The following is a 14,893-nucleotide window of genomic DNA, read 5'->3' as shown; positions in this document are numbered from 1 at the left end:
TCCTGCTGGTAATTCGTGCTGCAAACGATCCGACAAGCTGCGCCGTCGCGGTCCCATTCGCAGACCGTCGTGGCGCCAGGCGAAAAAAGGCCGCTCCAAAGAAAGGGGGGGTGGACGTGGAGCGGCCGGTCTAAAGCCTGTCAGTGCATCGCGATCGCCGTCAGAACTTGTACGTCGCGCCGACCTGCGCGAAGCGGCCGATGTACGAATACACCGACGTGTCGTACCCGCTCTGGCTCAGCGTGCCGTTCGCGAAGATCGGATCGTACGGCGGCGTGCGGTTGAAGATGTTGTCGATGCCGCCGTAGATCGTCCAGTTCTTGAAGCCCGTGTACGTCAGCATCAGGTTGAACTGGCTGTACGAACCGACCTTCGGCGGCTCCGGCAGCAGGTTCTGCGCGTATGGGCCCGTGAACTGCCACGTCAGCGCCGCATCGAACTTGCGATAGTTCCAGTCCAGCGTCGTGTTGCCGCGCCAGCGCGGGAAGCTGCCGCCGAACGGCTGCGTGATCGTGAAGTTGTTGCCCGCGCCGTTCACCGGTGCGCCGCCCGGGAAGCCGATCTTGTAGCTGTTGATGTACGCCCAGTCGCCCGACAGCGTGAGCATGCCCCAGCCCTTGAGCGGCAGCCCCTGGCGGAACGTGCCTTCGAAGCCGTTCGTGTCGAGGTAACCGAGGTTCTGGTACGGAATCACCTTGTACAGCAGCTGGCCGGTCGTCGGGTCGGTCACGACCTGCGACGGCTTGCCCTGGCCGATCACGTTGTCGATGCGGATCTTGTACCAGTCGAAGCCGATATCCGTGTAGCGGGCCGGCGAGACCTGGAAGCCGATGTTGAAGTTGCGCGTGCGCTCCGGCGCGAGATTCGGGTTGCCGACCGTGATCGACGTGTAGTTCTGGCCGGTGGCCGGGTCGACCTGGATGCCGAGCGTCTGCGACTTGCTGTCCTCGACGAAGGTCGGCGCACGGAACCCGCGGTTGTACGACGTATACAGCGTGAGCGCCTTGATCGGCTGGTAGCGCAGCGCGAAGCGCGGCGAGAACGCACCGCCCACGTCCGTGTAGTGGTCGTAGCGGCCTGCCTGGCTGAACGTCAGGTTCTCCAGGATCGGCACGTTGATCTGGTAATAGACGGCCGCGACGTTGCGCGCGCCGTTCACTGTCTGCAGATCGGGCGAGATCACCGCGCCGCTCAGGTATTCGGAGCCCGGTGTCAGCGTTTCGCTCTGGTGCGTGAACTGCGCGCCGAAGCCGATGCCGACGTCACCGGTCGGCAGGTGGAACAGGTTCGGCGTCGACAGCGTCGCGTCGATCGTGTCGAGCTTCGAGATGCCGAGATTGTTCGCTTCCTGGTACAGGCCGTTGAACGCGCTCGGTGTCGCCGCCGGATTCGCGAAATTCAGCGTGCCGTTCTGGTAGATGTTGTTCAACGCGTTCACGTTCAGCTGGTTCGTGAACACGTTCGATACGGTGCTCTGCGAATGGCTGACCGAGGTCGCCCAGTCCCAGTCGCCGTACGGCAGCGTAAACGAACCCTTGATACCGGCCGACGCGCGCCAGTAGTTGGCCCAGGTCTTCTGCGCGACCGTGTTCGGGAACGCGTAGGTCAACGGCGTCGCCGCGCCCGTCGTGTTGTACGGGTTGCTCACCGGTACGACCGTGTTGAACGGCGACAGCAACTGCGTCTGCGGATTCCACACCAGCGCCGGATTCTGCGGGTTGCCGATCACGTTGTTCCACAGGCCGTTGTTGGTCGTGGTCGTGTTGTAGCTCTCGAGGAAGTCCGCGAAGGCCGTCGTCGTGTCGTTGATCTTGAAGTCGCCATGCAGCTTCGCGTTCAGGCGCTCGGTCATCGGCAGGATCGACGTGCTTTCGGCCGTGTTGTACGAGCAGATCGTGCCCGGCAGGCCGGCCGACAGCGAGTTCGGCGCGGCCGGTCGGACCGCCCCGCCGAACGGGCAGCCGCTCAGCGCCTGCGCACTGCCGTCGGGCATGTTCCAGTAGGACGGCGCGAGCAGCGAAAAGCCGCCCGGCTTGCCCGTGAAGTCCTGGTTGCGGGTCGAATCGCGATCAGCAAGGGTAAAACCGTTCGACTTGTAGTAGCTGAGCGCCGCTGTCACGTTGAAGCGGTCGGCGTTCAGGTCGCCGAAGCCGCCGAGCACGCCGAACTTCGTCGTGCCGTCGCCGTTGCCGGCGTTGATTGCGCTGCCGATGCTGCCGTCGAGCTGCAGCCCGCGGAAATTGTGTTTCGTGATGATGTTGACGACGCCGCCGATCGCGTCCGACCCGTATTGCGACACCGCGCCCGTCTTCACGATTTCGATGCGCTCGATGTCGTTGAGCGGCAGCGTGTTGAGGTCGAAGAACGAATCGACGCTGTTCGAGAAGAACGCATACGGTGCCACGCGCTGGCCGTCGATCAACACGAGCGTGTATTTCTCGGACAGGCCGCGCAGCGCGATGCCGGCCGCGCCGGCCGCGAAGTTGCCCGACTGCCCTTCGCCCCAGCTGTTCGCCGAGTTGGCCGTCGCATTGCGCAGGAAGTCGGCGACGGTCACCGCGCCGCTGCTCTGGATTTCCTTCGGCGTGATCGTCTGCACCTGCTGGAAACCGGTCTTGTCGGATTGCCGGATCAGCGAGCCCGTCACCTCGAAACGCTTGATCTGCGCGACCTTGCCCTGCCCGTTCGCGCCGGGTGTGGCAGGCGTCGCCTCGGTTGCCGCACCGGACGCCGCGGCCCCCGTTGCAGCGGCGGCATCCGGCGTGCTGCCCGCCTCCTGTGCGACGGTCACGGGCGCGCCGTTCGCGACCGCATCCGCGATCGCGACGGCGCCCGGCGCCGGCTGGCTCTGGGCGAACGCCGGCGGCACCAGTGCGGCCGTCAGCGCCAGTTCCGCCCAGACTATCCTCTTGATGGCCAACGCCAAAACTCTCTGCTTCATCTTGTTCCCTCTCGCTCGTAGTAAGACCCCACCTGCAGTGCGCCGGAACCTTGTGAATTCCTTGCGCGTCCTGGGCGCCGGTGTATCGGAACCCGCGATTGCCACTCTTCCGACTGCCATGACTCCAACGGATCGGCCTCGGGGCACCCGTGCCAGTCAGCACCACCGTCTTTTATGATTTTGATTCGTCATACTTATTACCTACATTGAGCGCACTTCCCTGCTACCTCCCGATTCGATGGACGGCGAATCCTGCTGGCGACGAGCATGTCTCGCGCGCCGTACCGCGTGCCATCCGCTGTCGATCGGGTACTTCTCCTTCATCGCGGCGCGCAGCGCCGGCCGCCCCCGGCTAGAACAACCTCGGCGTGCCGACCCAGACGATTGCCGCCTCTTCATCGGCCGTGTTGTGCCACGCATGCGGCATCGTCGATTCGTAATGCGCGGTATCGCCCTCGTTCAGCGTGAGCGTGCAATCCTCGAGGGTCAGCGCGACCTGCCCGCGCATCACATAGACGAACTCCTCGCCCGCATGCGTCGTCATCTCGGACGGCGACTGCCCTGCCGGCATCCGGACGAGAATCGCTTCGAGCTTGCGGCCATCCACCAGATTCGTCAGCCTGGCGAACTGGCTGGCCGAGTTCGCGAACTGGAAATACTGCAGCGCGTCCCTGCGGCACACCGAGCGCGCTTCCGTCGGCGTGTCGATGAAATACTGCATCGTCACGCCCAGCGCCTTCGCGATCCGGACCAGCGACGTGATCGATGGCGTTGCCCGCCCGCGCTCGACCTGCGACAGGAACGGCTTCGAAATGCCGGCGATCGTGGACGTTTCGTCGAGCGTGAGTTTCAGGCGCTGGCGCAGCGCCCGGATCTTGTTGCCGAGCGACACGGCAACGAGCACCGACTCATCAGGGGGCAAAACCATGGAAAGTCGGAGCCTCGCAGTCGAAATCGATTTGATGTCGGCGATCCTTGACCGATGCGATGACGCGATCGGCCCGGCGCGATACCCGGCTGCGCGCTGCCGCTGCGTGCAGGCGGCGCGCAGCTCAGCACGGCACCGTCGCCGCACGGTCGCGCAGCCTTCGGATATTTCATTCGGTTTACTAACTAACAAGGCTGCCCCTTTTCTTCGTTTAACCTGACCGTCAGGCACTCGTGCTGACGTACTGCCGCGGCGGCCCGCCGCTTTTCGACCGCGCCCGTGTTGCGCGCCGTCGCGCCCTTCCGTTGCGTTACCGGGACGCCACCGCCGTCCAGAGTTTTGCCAGGTCGCCGGAACCGTCGGCTCCCTTGACCGTGCGCAGCACCTGGACCGCGCGCGCCTTCTGACCGGCCACGTAGTACGCCTCGCCGAGCCGCAGCCGCGCCACGTCGGGATGCTCGAGCCCGCCCTTCGCGATCGCCTGCTCCATCATCGGCAAGCCCTGCTGCGGGTGGCCCGCAAACACGAGGTTCATGCCCGCGTCGATCGGCGCCGCCGGCGCGGCGGCGTCCCCGCCCGGTTGCGCGCGCTTGGCGGCGAGCGCCTGCAGCCGCTTCTCGCGGTCCGCCTGCGCGTCCTTGCCGAGTACGCCGGACGCGAACCCCTGGTCGATCACTTGCTTGCCTTCGGCGGGAGACCCTGCAACCAGCGCGAGCTGCGTCATCTCCATATACGCGTCGGCCGTCGCGAGCGACCCCGTCGCCCGGCGCAACCGGTAGATGTCGAGGTCGAGCGACGACAGATACCCGGGGTTGCCGCGAATGGCCGTGACCAGTTCGTCCCAGTACGCGGGGCTCGGATGGTAGGCCACCAGCAGCCCGAGCGCACCGCGGTATGCGCTGCCGTCCTTCATTTTCTGCGCGCACGTCGCGAGCATCTGCAACTGCCCTTCATCCGGTGCGTGTCCGCCATTCGCCTGCGCGTCCGCGCTCGCCTTCAACTGGCTCACGACCGGCGCGCAATCGCTCGACAGGTAATACGACTGCGTGAGCAGCGTGCGCATTTCCGGATCCGTCCCGCCCACCTTCAGGTAGCGCTGCGCGGTCCGGATCGCCAGCGGGTAGTTCTTCTGCTGGAAGTAGATGCCGGCGAGCGCCGCCGTCGTCCGCTGCTCGTCCTCGCCCGACAGCCGCCCCGAGTTCAGCACGGTCTCATACGCCTGCGCGGCCGTGCCGGACTCGCCGGCCGCCATCGCCGCCGCACCGCGCATCTCTTCCACCATGTACGTTTCGTACGGCGTCCGGCTGGGCACGGCGGCGGCCTGTGCGATCCTGCCGAGCGCCTCGCGATACTTGTGCGCCCGGTACAGCTCCTGCGCCGCCGCCAGCGGTTTCGCCACGTCCGGCCGCAGCGCGTCCGCCGGCAGCGCAGGCCGGCCGAGCAGGCATGCCGCGCCGAGCGCGGTCACCGCCATCATCCGTTTCCCTCGTCGCTGGTTCATCGGCTCGTCCGTTTCGTCATTGCATGAACTGCTCGTTGCCGATCAGACCGATCTTGGTCGCACCCACGCGTTGCGCGGATGCCAGCACGGCCGCCACGTCCTTGTACGGCACCAGCTTGTTGGGCCGCAGATGGATCTCCGCCTGCACGGGTTCCGCCGCCACCTGGGTCAGCTTCGCCTCGAGCGCCGCGCGGTCCGGCACCGGCGCGCCGTTCCACGTCGTCGTGCCGTCGAAGTCGATGTCGATCTGCACGATTTCCGGCGGTGTCGCCGGCGGCGGCGGATTGCCCGCCGGCAAATCCATCTTCACCGAATGCATCTGAATCGGGATCGTGATGATCAGCATGATCAGCAACACCAGCATCACGTCGATCAGCGGCGTGGTGTTGATGTCGACCATCACGTCCGGTTCCGCATTGCCTCCGCCCGAAGGCACGTTCATTCCCATCGTCGACTCCTGTCGATCCGAGTAAGTGCTTCAGCACTTACTCTGCCCCATGCTTCGCATCTGATCCCATGCTTCGCGGTCGATCAGCGTTAGCGCTTTAGCGGTTATGTCGGCTGGAGTGGGTGCTTCGGCACTTACTCCGGCCCCATGCTTCGCAGCAATTCCCGTGCGACGCTAGCCACCGCGCGCCGGCGGCTCCGTAATGAATGACAGCTTCGCGATCCCCGCACGCTCGCACATCGTGACCACCCGGCCGATGAACTCGTAGCGCGTGTTCTGGTCGCCCCGCACGTGGACGCTCGGCTGCGGCTGCTGCTGCGACACGCCCTTCAGCTTCGCGAGCAGCGTCGACGCATCCACCAGTTGCTCGCCCCAGAAGAAATCGCCATCGCGGTTCACCGCGATCTCGATGCTTTTCGGCGTCGTCTGCAGCGGCTGCACCGTCTCTTTCGGAAGCTGAAGCTGGATCGTGTGCGTCACGACCGGAATCGTGATCAGAAAGATGATCAGCAACACCAGCATCACGTCGACGAGCGGCGTCGTGTTGATGTTGGCGATCACCTCGTCGCTATCGTCCTGCCCGACGTTCATGGCCATCGCGCGTCTCCGTCAGCCGATCAGTTCGCGAGCGATGCCGCCGGCGCCGACGCGCGCACCGGGCGCCGGTTGCCGGCCAGCAGCACCGTGTGCAGTTGCGCGCCGAAGTTGCGGACGCGTTCCATCACGGACTTGTTGCGCCGGACCAGGAAGTTGTAGCCGAGCACCGCCGGCACCGCGACGGCAAGGCCGATTGCGGTCATGATGAGCGCCTCGCCCACCGGGCCAGCGACCTTGTCGATCGACGCCTGGCCCGCGATGCCGATCGCCGTCAGCGCGTGATAAATCCCCCAGACGGTGCCGAACAGCCCCACGAACGGGGCCGTCGAGCCTACCGTTGCCAGAAAAGCAAGCCCGTCCTGCATCCGGTTCGACACGTTCGTGATCGAGCGCTCGACCGATACGTCGATCCACGTGTTGCGATCCACCGCTTCCAGCAGTGCGTCATCGTGATGCTCGCCGGCCTCGATCGCCGTTTCGGCGATGAAGCGGAACGGCGACGCCTCGTCGAGCAGCCTGGCGCCCTCCGCCAGCGACGGCGCGGTCCAGAGCTGGGCGTCCGCCAGCTTCGCGCGACGATTCGCGCGCAGCTGTTCCAGGAACTTGGTGATCATGATGTACCAGCTTCCCATCGACATGATCACCAGCAGGATCAGCACGAAACGCGCGACGAAGTCGCCGTTCTTCCATAGCGCGCCGAGGCCGTACGGATTCTCGACCGCTTCCGTCGTGGCCGGCGCGGGCGGCGGCGCCGGCTCGGCGGCGGCCGGTGCCGGTGCCGGTGCCGGCGTGGCCGACGGTGCCGCGGCCTGCGCCGACGTGCCGGCCGCCCCGCTTGCCTGCGCATGAGCGAGCTGCGGTGCAACGAACCCGTCGACTGCCGCGACGGACATCAACATGCTTGCCGCCAGCGCGGCCAGTGAACGCTTCGTCATACCCCACTCCAGTTCTTTCGGTGAACTTAATACTTAAGTTCGATATGGTTTTCCTCGACCCGGCGCGTGCCGGGCCGCCCACTGCATCAATTCAGATTGAACGAGAACGGCACCTGGACCCGTACCGGCTGGCCCTGCGCGACGCACTTGAACCGTTTCACGGTGTTGTAGGCGGCGCGATCGAGGATCGGATCGGCGGACTGCGCCACGCGCTCGTTCGTGATGTTCCCTTCCGCATCCACGACGAATTCGATCGTCACGTCGCCCGTGATGTTGTTTTCCTGCGCTTCCTTCGGGTACTGGATCGACGCGCGCAGCGTGTCGGAATTCGGGCAGACGACACCTACGTCATGGCTGACCGGCTTGGCCGGCGCCGGAGCGGGCGCCACGACCGGCGCCTGCACGGCCGGCGCGGAAGGAACCGGGGCCGACTGGTGCGTGATCGTCGCCTGCGGCGGCGCCTGCACCGGCACTTCCGGCGGCGGGACGAACGGCGGTGGCGGCGGCGCGAATTTCGGCGGCGGGAGCTTGACGACGGGCATCGGCGGCGGCGGCGGCGGCTTGACCGGCTCGATGATGCGGGTTTCGATCGGATGCTGGATCACCTGCACGACTTTCGTCGCGAGGCCGTTGAGCAATGCGTAGATCAGCACTGCATGCAGTACCAGGACGATTCCGATGCCGCCGAACCGGCGCACCGGATTCTGCTGTTTCTTGCCGAACTCTCGCGGACGCCCCAGCGTAGCCAGTCCGCTGTTCGAAGTAGTCAAACCTTCTTCGACTTTCATGCCCACCATGCATCCCCCAAGCGATTCGCCCAGTTTCGGGTTGCTGCCGGAGACGGAGCCAGGTCGGCATCGCCACCGCATCAACCCGAACATTTCATTTCAAATTCAATTGGCAATCCGAATTGAAAGAATCACATTCGAATTCCAATTCATTCTTTTTCAAGGAATCGTTCCGGCCGGCGCGGCCCGGTGTCACGCCGGAAATCCACGCGCCTGCACGGTCAGGCAATTGTCAGCTGTGCTGGCGCGACTTCGTGTTTCGTATGACGATTCGCCGTTCGTTACGCGGTGATGTCAATGGCGCCGTTCACTTGGGTGCAGAAGATAGCAAGGAAAAAATTTTGCCGTCAAACTTTATTTGATGCCCGAATACAAAGTTTGGAGGATTTATTCAAGTAATATTTTGGTAAGCAGAAGTCCATATTTTATTATTGAAACGGTAATTGATTTGTATGGGTATATACGAAATCGAATGTTGAATCATTTCGACATAAATATCCGCATATTTCCCACGCCGCACCAAAATGGTTCACCCCTGAAGCGACGTGCAAGGCTTATCCCTTCATGTCGCCAATGCCGACATCGGTCGTCCAGTGCCTGCGCTCACCCGCCTCTAGTCGCCGACACCGCTCCCGGGACACATCGAGAGCACGAATGGCCCGCGTCACAATTGATCTTCAGTCCGATACAAACAGAAGAAGGACCTTCACCACGTGAAAGCCCTCCAAACCATTTCGGATATCGAATTAACTGTGGAGGATGACAAGCGAAGCCCCGGCGCACGAACACGTCGCCCACACTTCGGCACGCACACGTGCGCGCCAGCCCAGCGCGTCACCGCACGCGCCGCGCAATCACGACTGCATACCCTGCATCTTGTGCGAAAAATGCGCGCGCTCGGCCGTCTCCATCAGCGCCAGGAACTCGTCCTGGGTCATGTGGATCAGCGCTTCGTGGTCGCCGGCCTCGAAATAAACATCCGGCTGCTGCGCGAGGCGTTCCTCGAGGAACGTTTTCATCCCGTACGCCATGCAGACCGGCGGCAGCGCGCCCATGTCGCAATCCTTGAACAGTTCGCGCAACTCGACCTCCCGGGCGAGCACGAGATGGCGGCCCGTTTTCACCCAGAGATCCGACAGGCGCACGGCGTGCGTCGTCGGCAACACGGCGGCGACGTAGCCCTCGTCGTCCTCGAGGAGCACGGTTTTCGCGAGGCGATCGCCGGGAATATGCGCGGCGGCGGCCGTCTCCATGCTCGTATGGCTATAGGGGTGGTACACGACTTCGTACCGCGATGACTTCTGGCGCAGGCAATCCTGCAGGGTGGCAGATACAGGCATGGCACACCTCGTCTGGGCGAATCGGGCGAACGGAGTTCGCTCCGGATTTGTTCAGCATAGGTCGCATTTGGGCCGATGGAAATCGCCGCTTCGCCCCTTCTTCATTCAGGCTCCCCCTCCGGTTCCAACCCCTTTTCGCGCAGCCATTCGCGGTTGAAAAGCCGCGCGCGATAGATGTCGCCGCGATCGCACAGCAAGGTCACGATCGTGTGTCCCGGGCCCATCCGGCGCGCTAGCCAGACCGCCGCCGCGACGTTGATGCCGCTCGATCCGCCAACGTACAGCCCTTCTTCGCGCAGCAGCCGGTAGACCATCTTCACGCACTGCGTATCGTCGATCCGCACGGCGTCATCGATCGGCGCGCCGGCGAGATTCGCGGTGACACGCGTCGAGCCGATGCCTTCGGTGATCGAGTTGCCTTCGGCGCCGAGATCGCCCGTTTTTACGTAACCATAGAGCCCGCTGCCGTGGGGATCGGCCAGCACGATCCGGACCTCCGGATTCTGCTCCTTCAGGTAGCGGCTCACGCCCGCCAGCGTGCCGCCCGTGCCGGTCGCGCAGACGAACGCATCGACCGTGCCCGCCGTGTCGCGCCAGATTTCCGGCCCGGTCGTCTCGTAGTGCGCCTGCCGGTTGACGACGTTGTCGAACTGGTTGGCCCATACCGCGTTGTCGAGTTCGTCCGCGAGCCGCCCGGCAATCTTCTGATAGTTGTTCGGGTCGCGGTACGGCGCCGCCGGCACCGGGCGCACGTCGGCGCCGAGCGTGCGCAGGATCGCCATCTTGTCCGGCGATTGCGTGTCGGGAATCACGATCACGCAGCGATAACCGCGCGCCGCGCAGATATGCGCAAGACCGATGCCCGTGTTGCCCGCCGTGCCCTCGACGACGGTGCCGCCCGGCTTCAGCGCGCCACGCTGCTCGGCGTCGCGGATGATGTAGAGCGCCGCGCGATCCTTCACCGAGCCGCCCGGATTCATGAATTCCGCCTTGCCGAGGATCTCGCAGCCCGTTTCCGCGCTGAGCTTCGCCAGCCGGATCAACGGTGTGCGACCCACACAGTCGACGAAGCCCTGTCGCACGTCCATGTCCCCCTCCTTTGCATTCGCGCTCGCGGCACCATACACAACGAAGGATAGGACGCGCCCGCCGCTTTCGGCGCCGGCCGCCGCGTACTAAGCTTGGAGAGCCCATTGCGGCGCGCGCCGCATCGCCAGACGAGGTCCGCCATGCTGCAATTGCAAACCGTCGCCGTCGACAAGCCCGAGGCCATGAATTTCATCCTCGGCCAGTCGCATTTCATCAAGTCCGTCGAGGACATCCACGAGACGCTGGTTAGCACCGTGCCCGGCATCCGTTTCGGGCTCGCGTTCTGCGAGGCATCGGACAAGCGGCTCGTGCGCCGTTCGGGCACCGATGCGGAACTCGTCGAACTCGCGTGCCGCAACGCCAGCGCAATCGGCGCCGGGCACGCTTTCATCGTGTTCCTCGGCGACGGTTTCTATCCGGTCAACGTGCTAAATGCGATCAAGGCCGTGCCGGAGGTCTGCCGGATCTACTGCGCGACCGCGAACCCGACCGACGTGATCGTCGCGGAAACCGCGCAAGGACGCGGGATCGTCGGCGTCGTCGACGGCTTTCCGCCGCTCGGCATCGAGAACGACGACGACGTGCGCTGGCGCAAGGATCTGCTGCGCACGATCGGATACAAGGCGTAGACGCGGGCCGCCGACGCGGACAGTTCATGATCGCGTCGCCTCTGCCGGGGCCTTTCCTGCAGACTTTGCTGCATCAAAGGCGCGTTCCCGCGCGGGATTTCAGGACGCAGGAAAGTCGGACCGTTAGTTGCAATCGGGGGAACGTGGATACACTTCCGCTTGCGTCGCGCCGCTGCCGCCCGGCTGTCCTATACTGGCCGCAGCAGACCGACCGACGGCCGTACCGACGCACCGTCCACAGCCGCCGCCCCTTCCCGGAGCAACGCATGCATTACCAACTGATCTACGAACTCGTCGACGATTACCTGTCCCGTCGCGAACCGTTCCGCGCCGAGCATCTCGCGCTCGCGCAGGCCGCGACCGAGCGCGGCGAACTCGTGCTCGCCGGTGCGCTATCGGACCCGGCCGACCAGGCCGTGCTCGTGTTCGAAGGCGATTCGCCGGAAGCGGCCGAGTCGTTCGCGCGCGCCGATCCGTACGTGCAGAACGGCCTCGTGAAATCCTGGCGCGTGCGCCCGTGGCGCGTCGTGGTCGGCAAGCACGCGCCGCGCTAGGCACGAAGAACGGCTACAGCCACCCTGCCCGCTTGAAACGCCACCACAGCGCGAAATCGGCAACGACCATCACGGCAATACAGCCGTAGAAGCCGTATTTCAGGTGCAGTTCGGGCATGTTCGCGAAGTTCATCCCGTAGATGCCGGCGATCATCGTCGGAATCGCGAACAGCGCGGCGAACGAGCCGAGCCGCTTGGTCACCTCGTTCTCGGCGAGCGAGATCATTCCGAGGTTGACCTGGATCGCCGTCACGACCATCTCGCGCCGCCCTTCGATCGTCTTCACGATCCGCTGCAGATGGTCGTACACGTCGCGGAAGTAATGCTCCATCCCGCTGCATATCTGCGGGATGCGGCCGCCCGTGAGCTTCGCGAGCGGCTCGATCAGCGGCGCCGTGTGCTGATGCAGCAACACGAGGCGGCGCTTCAGCGAATAGAGATCCTCGATGATCGCGCGCGACGACGCGGGCGTGGCCTTCGTGAAGATGCGGTCCTCGAGTTCCTCGAGCTCGGCGCCGAGCGTTTCGAGGATCGGGAAATATCGGTCGACGACCTGGTCCATCAGCGCGTAGAACACGAACGCCGAGCCTTCCTGCAGCAGATGCGGCTCGCGCTCGCAGCGCTTGCGCACGTCGCGGAAGTCCTGCTCGGTGTGGTTGCGGATCGACAGCACATAGTTCGGGCCGACGAACACGTTCAGTTCGCCGACCTTGAGTTCGTCGTCATCGTCGAGCTCGACCATATGCAGCACCGCGAACAGCGAATCGCCGTACTCCTCGATCTTCGGCCGCTGATGCCCCTTGCGGGCATCCTCGAGCGCGAGCTCGTGCAGCCCGAACTCCTCGCCCATCAGGTCGATTTCGTCGGGCGTCGGATCCTTCAGCGCGACCCACACGAAGCATTCGGGCTTCGACACGTAGTCGCTGATGGCGTCGATATCGATGTCGGCCAGCTTGCGGCCGTCCTGGTATGCAGCACAGTTGATCAGCATGTTGTCCGTGATGTTGCGGTTTACGCATCAGTTTACCGGTTTGCTGCACGGCCGGCCCGGCTTGCGCGGCACACCGATATTGGTCATGATCGGGCTGCGTGCACCGCAGCACGCACACCAACGCACTTCGGCACGTACGCCGCACGGCCGTGCGGCCCAACCGTCAAGGAGACAGACCCATGTGGTATTTCTCGTGGATACTCGGCATCGGCGTGGCACTCGGCTTCGGCATCATCAACGCGATGTGGCTGGAAGCGGAAGTGTTCTCGCGCGGCGACAAGCGCAGCGACACGTCGAGCCAGGGGGCGGGGAGCAAATATTCGTGACGCACCTGGTGTTCTTCTGCGGTCACGCCGGCACCGGCAAGACCACGCTCGCGAAGCGGCTCATCGGGCCGCTGATGCGCGCGACCGGCGAAGCTTTCTGCCTGCTCGACAAGGACACGCTGTACGGCCGCTACAGCTCGGCCGCGATGGGCGCGCTCACCGAAGATCCGAACGACCGCGACAGCCCGCTCTACCTGAAACATCTGCGCGATCCCGAATACCACGGCCTGCTCGACACGGCCCGTGAAAATCTTGCGCTCGGCATCAGCGCGATCGTCGTCGGCCCGCTGTCGCGCGAAGTGCGCGACCGGCGCATCCTCGACCGCGCGTGGCTCGGCATCGCGCCCGACGTCACGCTGACGGTCGTCTGGGTCCATACGTCGGAAGACGTCGCGCACGCGCGGATCGTTGCGCGCGGCAACCCGAACGACGCGTACAAGCTCGCGCACTGGGACGAATACCGGCAGCGCCGCTTCGTACCGACCGGCCACGAATGCGACGGCATCGTGATGTTCGACAACACCGCACCGTCCGACGCGGACGTCGACGCATTGCTGTACCGCATCGTGCCGCCCGCGCCCGCCGCGACGATCGTCCCGCCGCTGCCGGCCTGACCGGCACCGGCGCCCTTCTCTCCCCCCCAAAAAACAACGCCGGAAGCGCTGCTGCGCTCCCGGCGTCGTACGGCCCTCGTGCCTGAGACTGGCGGGTGGTCAGGCCACCGCGTGCACGCGCTCCATCGTGCCGCCTTCGTACAGCTTGCCGAAGCGGTTCGACAGGAACGCCTTCAGCGACACCTTTTCCTGCGGGATGAAACCGCTCTGCGGCAGCTTCTTCTCGCGGAACAGATCCAGCACCGCGCACATCGCGCCGGCCGTCGTGATCTGGATCGCGCTCATGTGCATCCCGCACACGTCCTTTGCGAAGATCTTGCGCGTGAACACGTCCTGCACGAGCTGGCCGTCCTTCACGCCCGTCACCGTGACGAACACGAGCACGACGTCCTGCTTCGTCGACGGCACCGCGCGGCGCATGATCGACTTCAGCGTGTCGCGGTCGGTCGACAGGCGCAGGTCCTCGAGCAGGAACTGGACGAGCTCGCGGTGGCCCGGGTAGCGCACCGACTTGTAGTCGAGCGTCTCGACCTTGCCCGACAGCGTCTCGCACAGCGTGCCCAGGCCGCCCGACGTGTTGAACGCTTCGTATTCGGTGCCGTCGAGCGAGAAGTGCTCGAGGCCTTCGAGCGGCTGCACCCACTGCTTGCGGCCGTCGCGGATCGCTTCGCACGGCTGGCAGTATTCGTTGATCAGGCCGTCGACGCTCCACGTCAGGTTGTACTTCAGCGCGTTGGTCGGATACTCGGGCAGCGCGCCGACGCGCATCTTCACGTCGCGCACTTCGCTGAAGCCGTTCACGAGTTCATGCGCGGCGATGCCGATGAAGCCCGGCGCGAGGCCGCATTGCGGCATGAACGCACGGTCCGAACCGTCGGCCAGTTCGCGGATCGCGTGGGTCGCGCGCACGTCTTCGGTCAGGTCGAAGTAATGGACGCCGGCAGCCTTCGCGGCGGCGGCGACGTTGACCGCGAGGTAATAAGGCAGCGCGTTGACGAGCGCATCGAAGCCCTTCACTGCTTCGCGAATCGCGTTCGCGTCGGCTGAATCGACCCGTTGCGTCGCGATGCCTTCGCGCGACAGCTTTGCGAGCGCATCCGCATCGCGGTCGAACGCGACGACTTCGTAGTCGCCCGTTTCACGCAGCATGTGAGCAATGGTGTGGCCGATCAGACCTGCGCCGACGATGGCGATTTTCATGCGCTTATCTCC

At 64.7% G+C, this 14,893-nt stretch carries 16 protein-coding genes; 5 read left to right on the top strand and 11 right to left on the bottom strand.

Translation table 11 applies throughout. The annotated features are described in order from the left end of the window. Window positions 1-160: 160 nt before the first annotated feature. The 7 genes from ACNQQL_RS26240 to ACNQQL_RS26210 form a co-directional block, all read right to left on the bottom strand. Window positions 161-2,941 carry a TonB-dependent receptor gene (locus ACNQQL_RS26240; RefSeq protein ID WP_347066761.1) on the bottom strand — a complete coding sequence of 927 codons (2,781 nt, stop codon included), beginning with the start codon at window positions 2,939-2,941 and terminating at the stop codon, window positions 161-163. Between the two features lie 352 nt (window positions 2,942-3,293). Continuing rightward, a complete protein-coding gene (locus ACNQQL_RS26235) occupies window positions 3,294-3,869 on the bottom strand; it encodes an XRE family transcriptional regulator (RefSeq protein ID WP_347066759.1) in 576 nt (191 codons plus the stop codon). A 310-nt stretch (window positions 3,870-4,179) separates the two neighbouring features. Further along, window positions 4,180-5,370 (bottom strand): tetratricopeptide repeat protein, encoded by a 1,191-nt coding sequence (locus ACNQQL_RS26230; protein WP_347066758.1) that lies wholly within the window; start codon window positions 5,368-5,370, stop codon window positions 4,180-4,182. A 16-nt stretch (window positions 5,371-5,386) separates the two neighbouring features. Then, window positions 5,387-5,818: a biopolymer transporter ExbD gene (locus ACNQQL_RS26225; protein ID WP_347066756.1), complete on the bottom strand. Its 432-nt coding sequence runs from the start codon at window positions 5,816-5,818 to the stop codon at window positions 5,387-5,389. Window positions 5,819-5,992: 174 nt separating this feature from the next. Further along, window positions 5,993-6,415 carry an ExbD/TolR family protein gene (locus ACNQQL_RS26220; protein WP_072441203.1) on the bottom strand — a complete coding sequence of 141 codons (423 nt, stop codon included), beginning with the start codon at window positions 6,413-6,415 and terminating at the stop codon, window positions 5,993-5,995. 20 nt (window positions 6,416-6,435) lie between these two features. Then, window positions 6,436-7,350: a MotA/TolQ/ExbB proton channel family protein gene (locus tag ACNQQL_RS26215; RefSeq protein WP_347066753.1), complete on the bottom strand. Its 915-nt coding sequence runs from the start codon at window positions 7,348-7,350 to the stop codon at window positions 6,436-6,438. A gap of 86 nt (window positions 7,351-7,436) precedes the next feature. Continuing rightward, complete coding sequence (locus tag ACNQQL_RS26210) at window positions 7,437-8,138, bottom strand: energy transducer TonB (protein WP_347066751.1); 702 nt, start codon at window positions 8,136-8,138, stop codon at window positions 7,437-7,439. Between the two features lie 122 nt (window positions 8,139-8,260). Here ACNQQL_RS26210 and ACNQQL_RS26205 point away from each other — a divergent pair, with 122 nt between their 5' ends. Next, window positions 8,261-8,500 (top strand): hypothetical protein, encoded by a 240-nt coding sequence (locus tag ACNQQL_RS26205; protein ID WP_347066749.1) that lies wholly within the window; start codon window positions 8,261-8,263, stop codon window positions 8,498-8,500. 492 nt (window positions 8,501-8,992) lie between these two features. On the opposite strand, the gene ACNQQL_RS26200 is transcribed toward ACNQQL_RS26205, so the two are convergent. Both ACNQQL_RS26200 and ACNQQL_RS26195 read right to left on the bottom strand, forming a co-directional pair. Continuing rightward, window positions 8,993-9,478, bottom strand: a complete 486-nt coding sequence (locus ACNQQL_RS26200; protein WP_072441209.1) for an aminoacyl-tRNA deacylase — start codon at window positions 9,476-9,478, stop codon at window positions 8,993-8,995. Between the two features lie 101 nt (window positions 9,479-9,579). Further along, window positions 9,580-10,566, bottom strand: coding sequence for a cysteine synthase A (locus ACNQQL_RS26195; RefSeq protein WP_072441212.1), 987 nt, complete (start codon window positions 10,564-10,566; stop codon window positions 9,580-9,582). A 141-nt stretch (window positions 10,567-10,707) separates the two neighbouring features. On the opposite strand from ACNQQL_RS26195, the gene ACNQQL_RS26190 reads away from it, so the two are divergent. Together ACNQQL_RS26190 and ACNQQL_RS26185 are read left to right on the top strand one after the other, a co-directional pair. Continuing rightward, window positions 10,708-11,196, top strand: a complete 489-nt coding sequence (locus ACNQQL_RS26190; protein WP_347066746.1) for an adenosine-specific kinase — start codon at window positions 10,708-10,710, stop codon at window positions 11,194-11,196. Between the two features lie 266 nt (window positions 11,197-11,462). After that, window positions 11,463-11,750, top strand: a complete 288-nt coding sequence (locus ACNQQL_RS26185; protein ID WP_072441215.1) for a YciI-like protein — start codon at window positions 11,463-11,465, stop codon at window positions 11,748-11,750. A gap of 13 nt (window positions 11,751-11,763) precedes the next feature. Here ACNQQL_RS26185 and corA read toward each other — a convergent pair whose 3' ends face one another. Then, window positions 11,764-12,741, bottom strand: coding sequence for a magnesium/cobalt transporter CorA (gene corA, locus ACNQQL_RS26180; protein WP_347066742.1), 978 nt, complete (start codon window positions 12,739-12,741; stop codon window positions 11,764-11,766). Window positions 12,742-12,920: 179 nt separating this feature from the next. Here corA and cydX point away from each other — a divergent pair, with 179 nt between their 5' ends. Further along, on the top strand, window positions 12,921-13,067 hold the full coding sequence (gene cydX / locus ACNQQL_RS26175) for a cytochrome bd-I oxidase subunit CydX (protein ID WP_204423409.1): 147 nt from the start codon (window positions 12,921-12,923) through the stop codon (window positions 13,065-13,067). Beyond that, window positions 13,064-13,681, top strand: a complete 618-nt coding sequence (locus tag ACNQQL_RS26170) for an ATP-binding protein (protein WP_347066740.1) — start codon at window positions 13,064-13,066, stop codon at window positions 13,679-13,681. Before cydX ends, ACNQQL_RS26170 begins: the two co-directional genes overlap by 4 nt. 99 nt (window positions 13,682-13,780) lie before the next feature. Here the strand turns inward: ACNQQL_RS26170 and ACNQQL_RS26165 are convergent, their stop codons facing one another. Beyond that, window positions 13,781-14,881 (bottom strand): saccharopine dehydrogenase family protein, encoded by a 1,101-nt coding sequence (locus ACNQQL_RS26165; protein ID WP_034181371.1) that lies wholly within the window; start codon window positions 14,879-14,881, stop codon window positions 13,781-13,783. Window positions 14,882-14,893: the final 12 nt, after the last annotated feature.

Source organism: Burkholderia sp. LFS061 (assembly GCF_047978125.1).
In the GTDB taxonomy this organism is placed as follows: domain Bacteria; phylum Pseudomonadota; class Gammaproteobacteria; order Burkholderiales; family Burkholderiaceae; genus Burkholderia; species Burkholderia pyrrocinia_C.
The sequence above is the reverse complement of the archived record's forward strand: the minus strand, read 5'-3'. Positions and strand labels throughout refer to the sequence as shown.

Bases quoted from the DNA above. Each gene is read 5' to 3' on its own strand.
- ACNQQL_RS26240 (WP_347066761.1), bottom strand. From the start codon at position 2,941: ATGAAGCAGAGAGTTTTGGCGTTGGCCATCAAGAGGATAGTCTGGGCG.
- ACNQQL_RS26235 (WP_347066759.1), bottom strand. From the start codon at position 3,869: ATGGTTTTGCCCCCTGATGAGTCGGTGCTCGTTGCCGTGTCGCTCGGC.
- ACNQQL_RS26230 (WP_347066758.1), bottom strand. From the start codon at position 5,370: ATGAACCAGCGACGAGGGAAACGGATGATGGCGGTGACCGCGCTCGGC.
- ACNQQL_RS26225 (WP_347066756.1), bottom strand. From the start codon at position 5,818: ATGGGAATGAACGTGCCTTCGGGCGGAGGCAATGCGGAACCGGACGTG.
- ACNQQL_RS26220 (WP_072441203.1), bottom strand. From the start codon at position 6,415: ATGGCCATGAACGTCGGGCAGGACGATAGCGACGAGGTGATCGCCAAC.
- ACNQQL_RS26215 (WP_347066753.1), bottom strand. From the start codon at position 7,350: ATGACGAAGCGTTCACTGGCCGCGCTGGCGGCAAGCATGTTGATGTCC.
- ACNQQL_RS26210 (WP_347066751.1), bottom strand. From the start codon at position 8,138: ATGAAAGTCGAAGAAGGTTTGACTACTTCGAACAGCGGACTGGCTACG.
- ACNQQL_RS26200 (WP_072441209.1), bottom strand. From the start codon at position 9,478: ATGCCTGTATCTGCCACCCTGCAGGATTGCCTGCGCCAGAAGTCATCG.
- ACNQQL_RS26195 (WP_072441212.1), bottom strand. From the start codon at position 10,566: ATGGACGTGCGACAGGGCTTCGTCGACTGTGTGGGTCGCACACCGTTG.
- ACNQQL_RS26190 (WP_347066746.1), top strand. From the start codon at position 10,708: ATGCTGCAATTGCAAACCGTCGCCGTCGACAAGCCCGAGGCCATGAAT.
- ACNQQL_RS26185 (WP_072441215.1), top strand. From the start codon at position 11,463: ATGCATTACCAACTGATCTACGAACTCGTCGACGATTACCTGTCCCGT.
- corA (WP_347066742.1), bottom strand. From the start codon at position 12,741: ATGCTGATCAACTGTGCTGCATACCAGGACGGCCGCAAGCTGGCCGAC.
- cydX (WP_204423409.1), top strand. From the start codon at position 12,921: ATGTGGTATTTCTCGTGGATACTCGGCATCGGCGTGGCACTCGGCTTC.
- ACNQQL_RS26165 (WP_034181371.1), bottom strand. From the start codon at position 14,881: ATGAAAATCGCCATCGTCGGCGCAGGTCTGATCGGCCACACCATTGCT.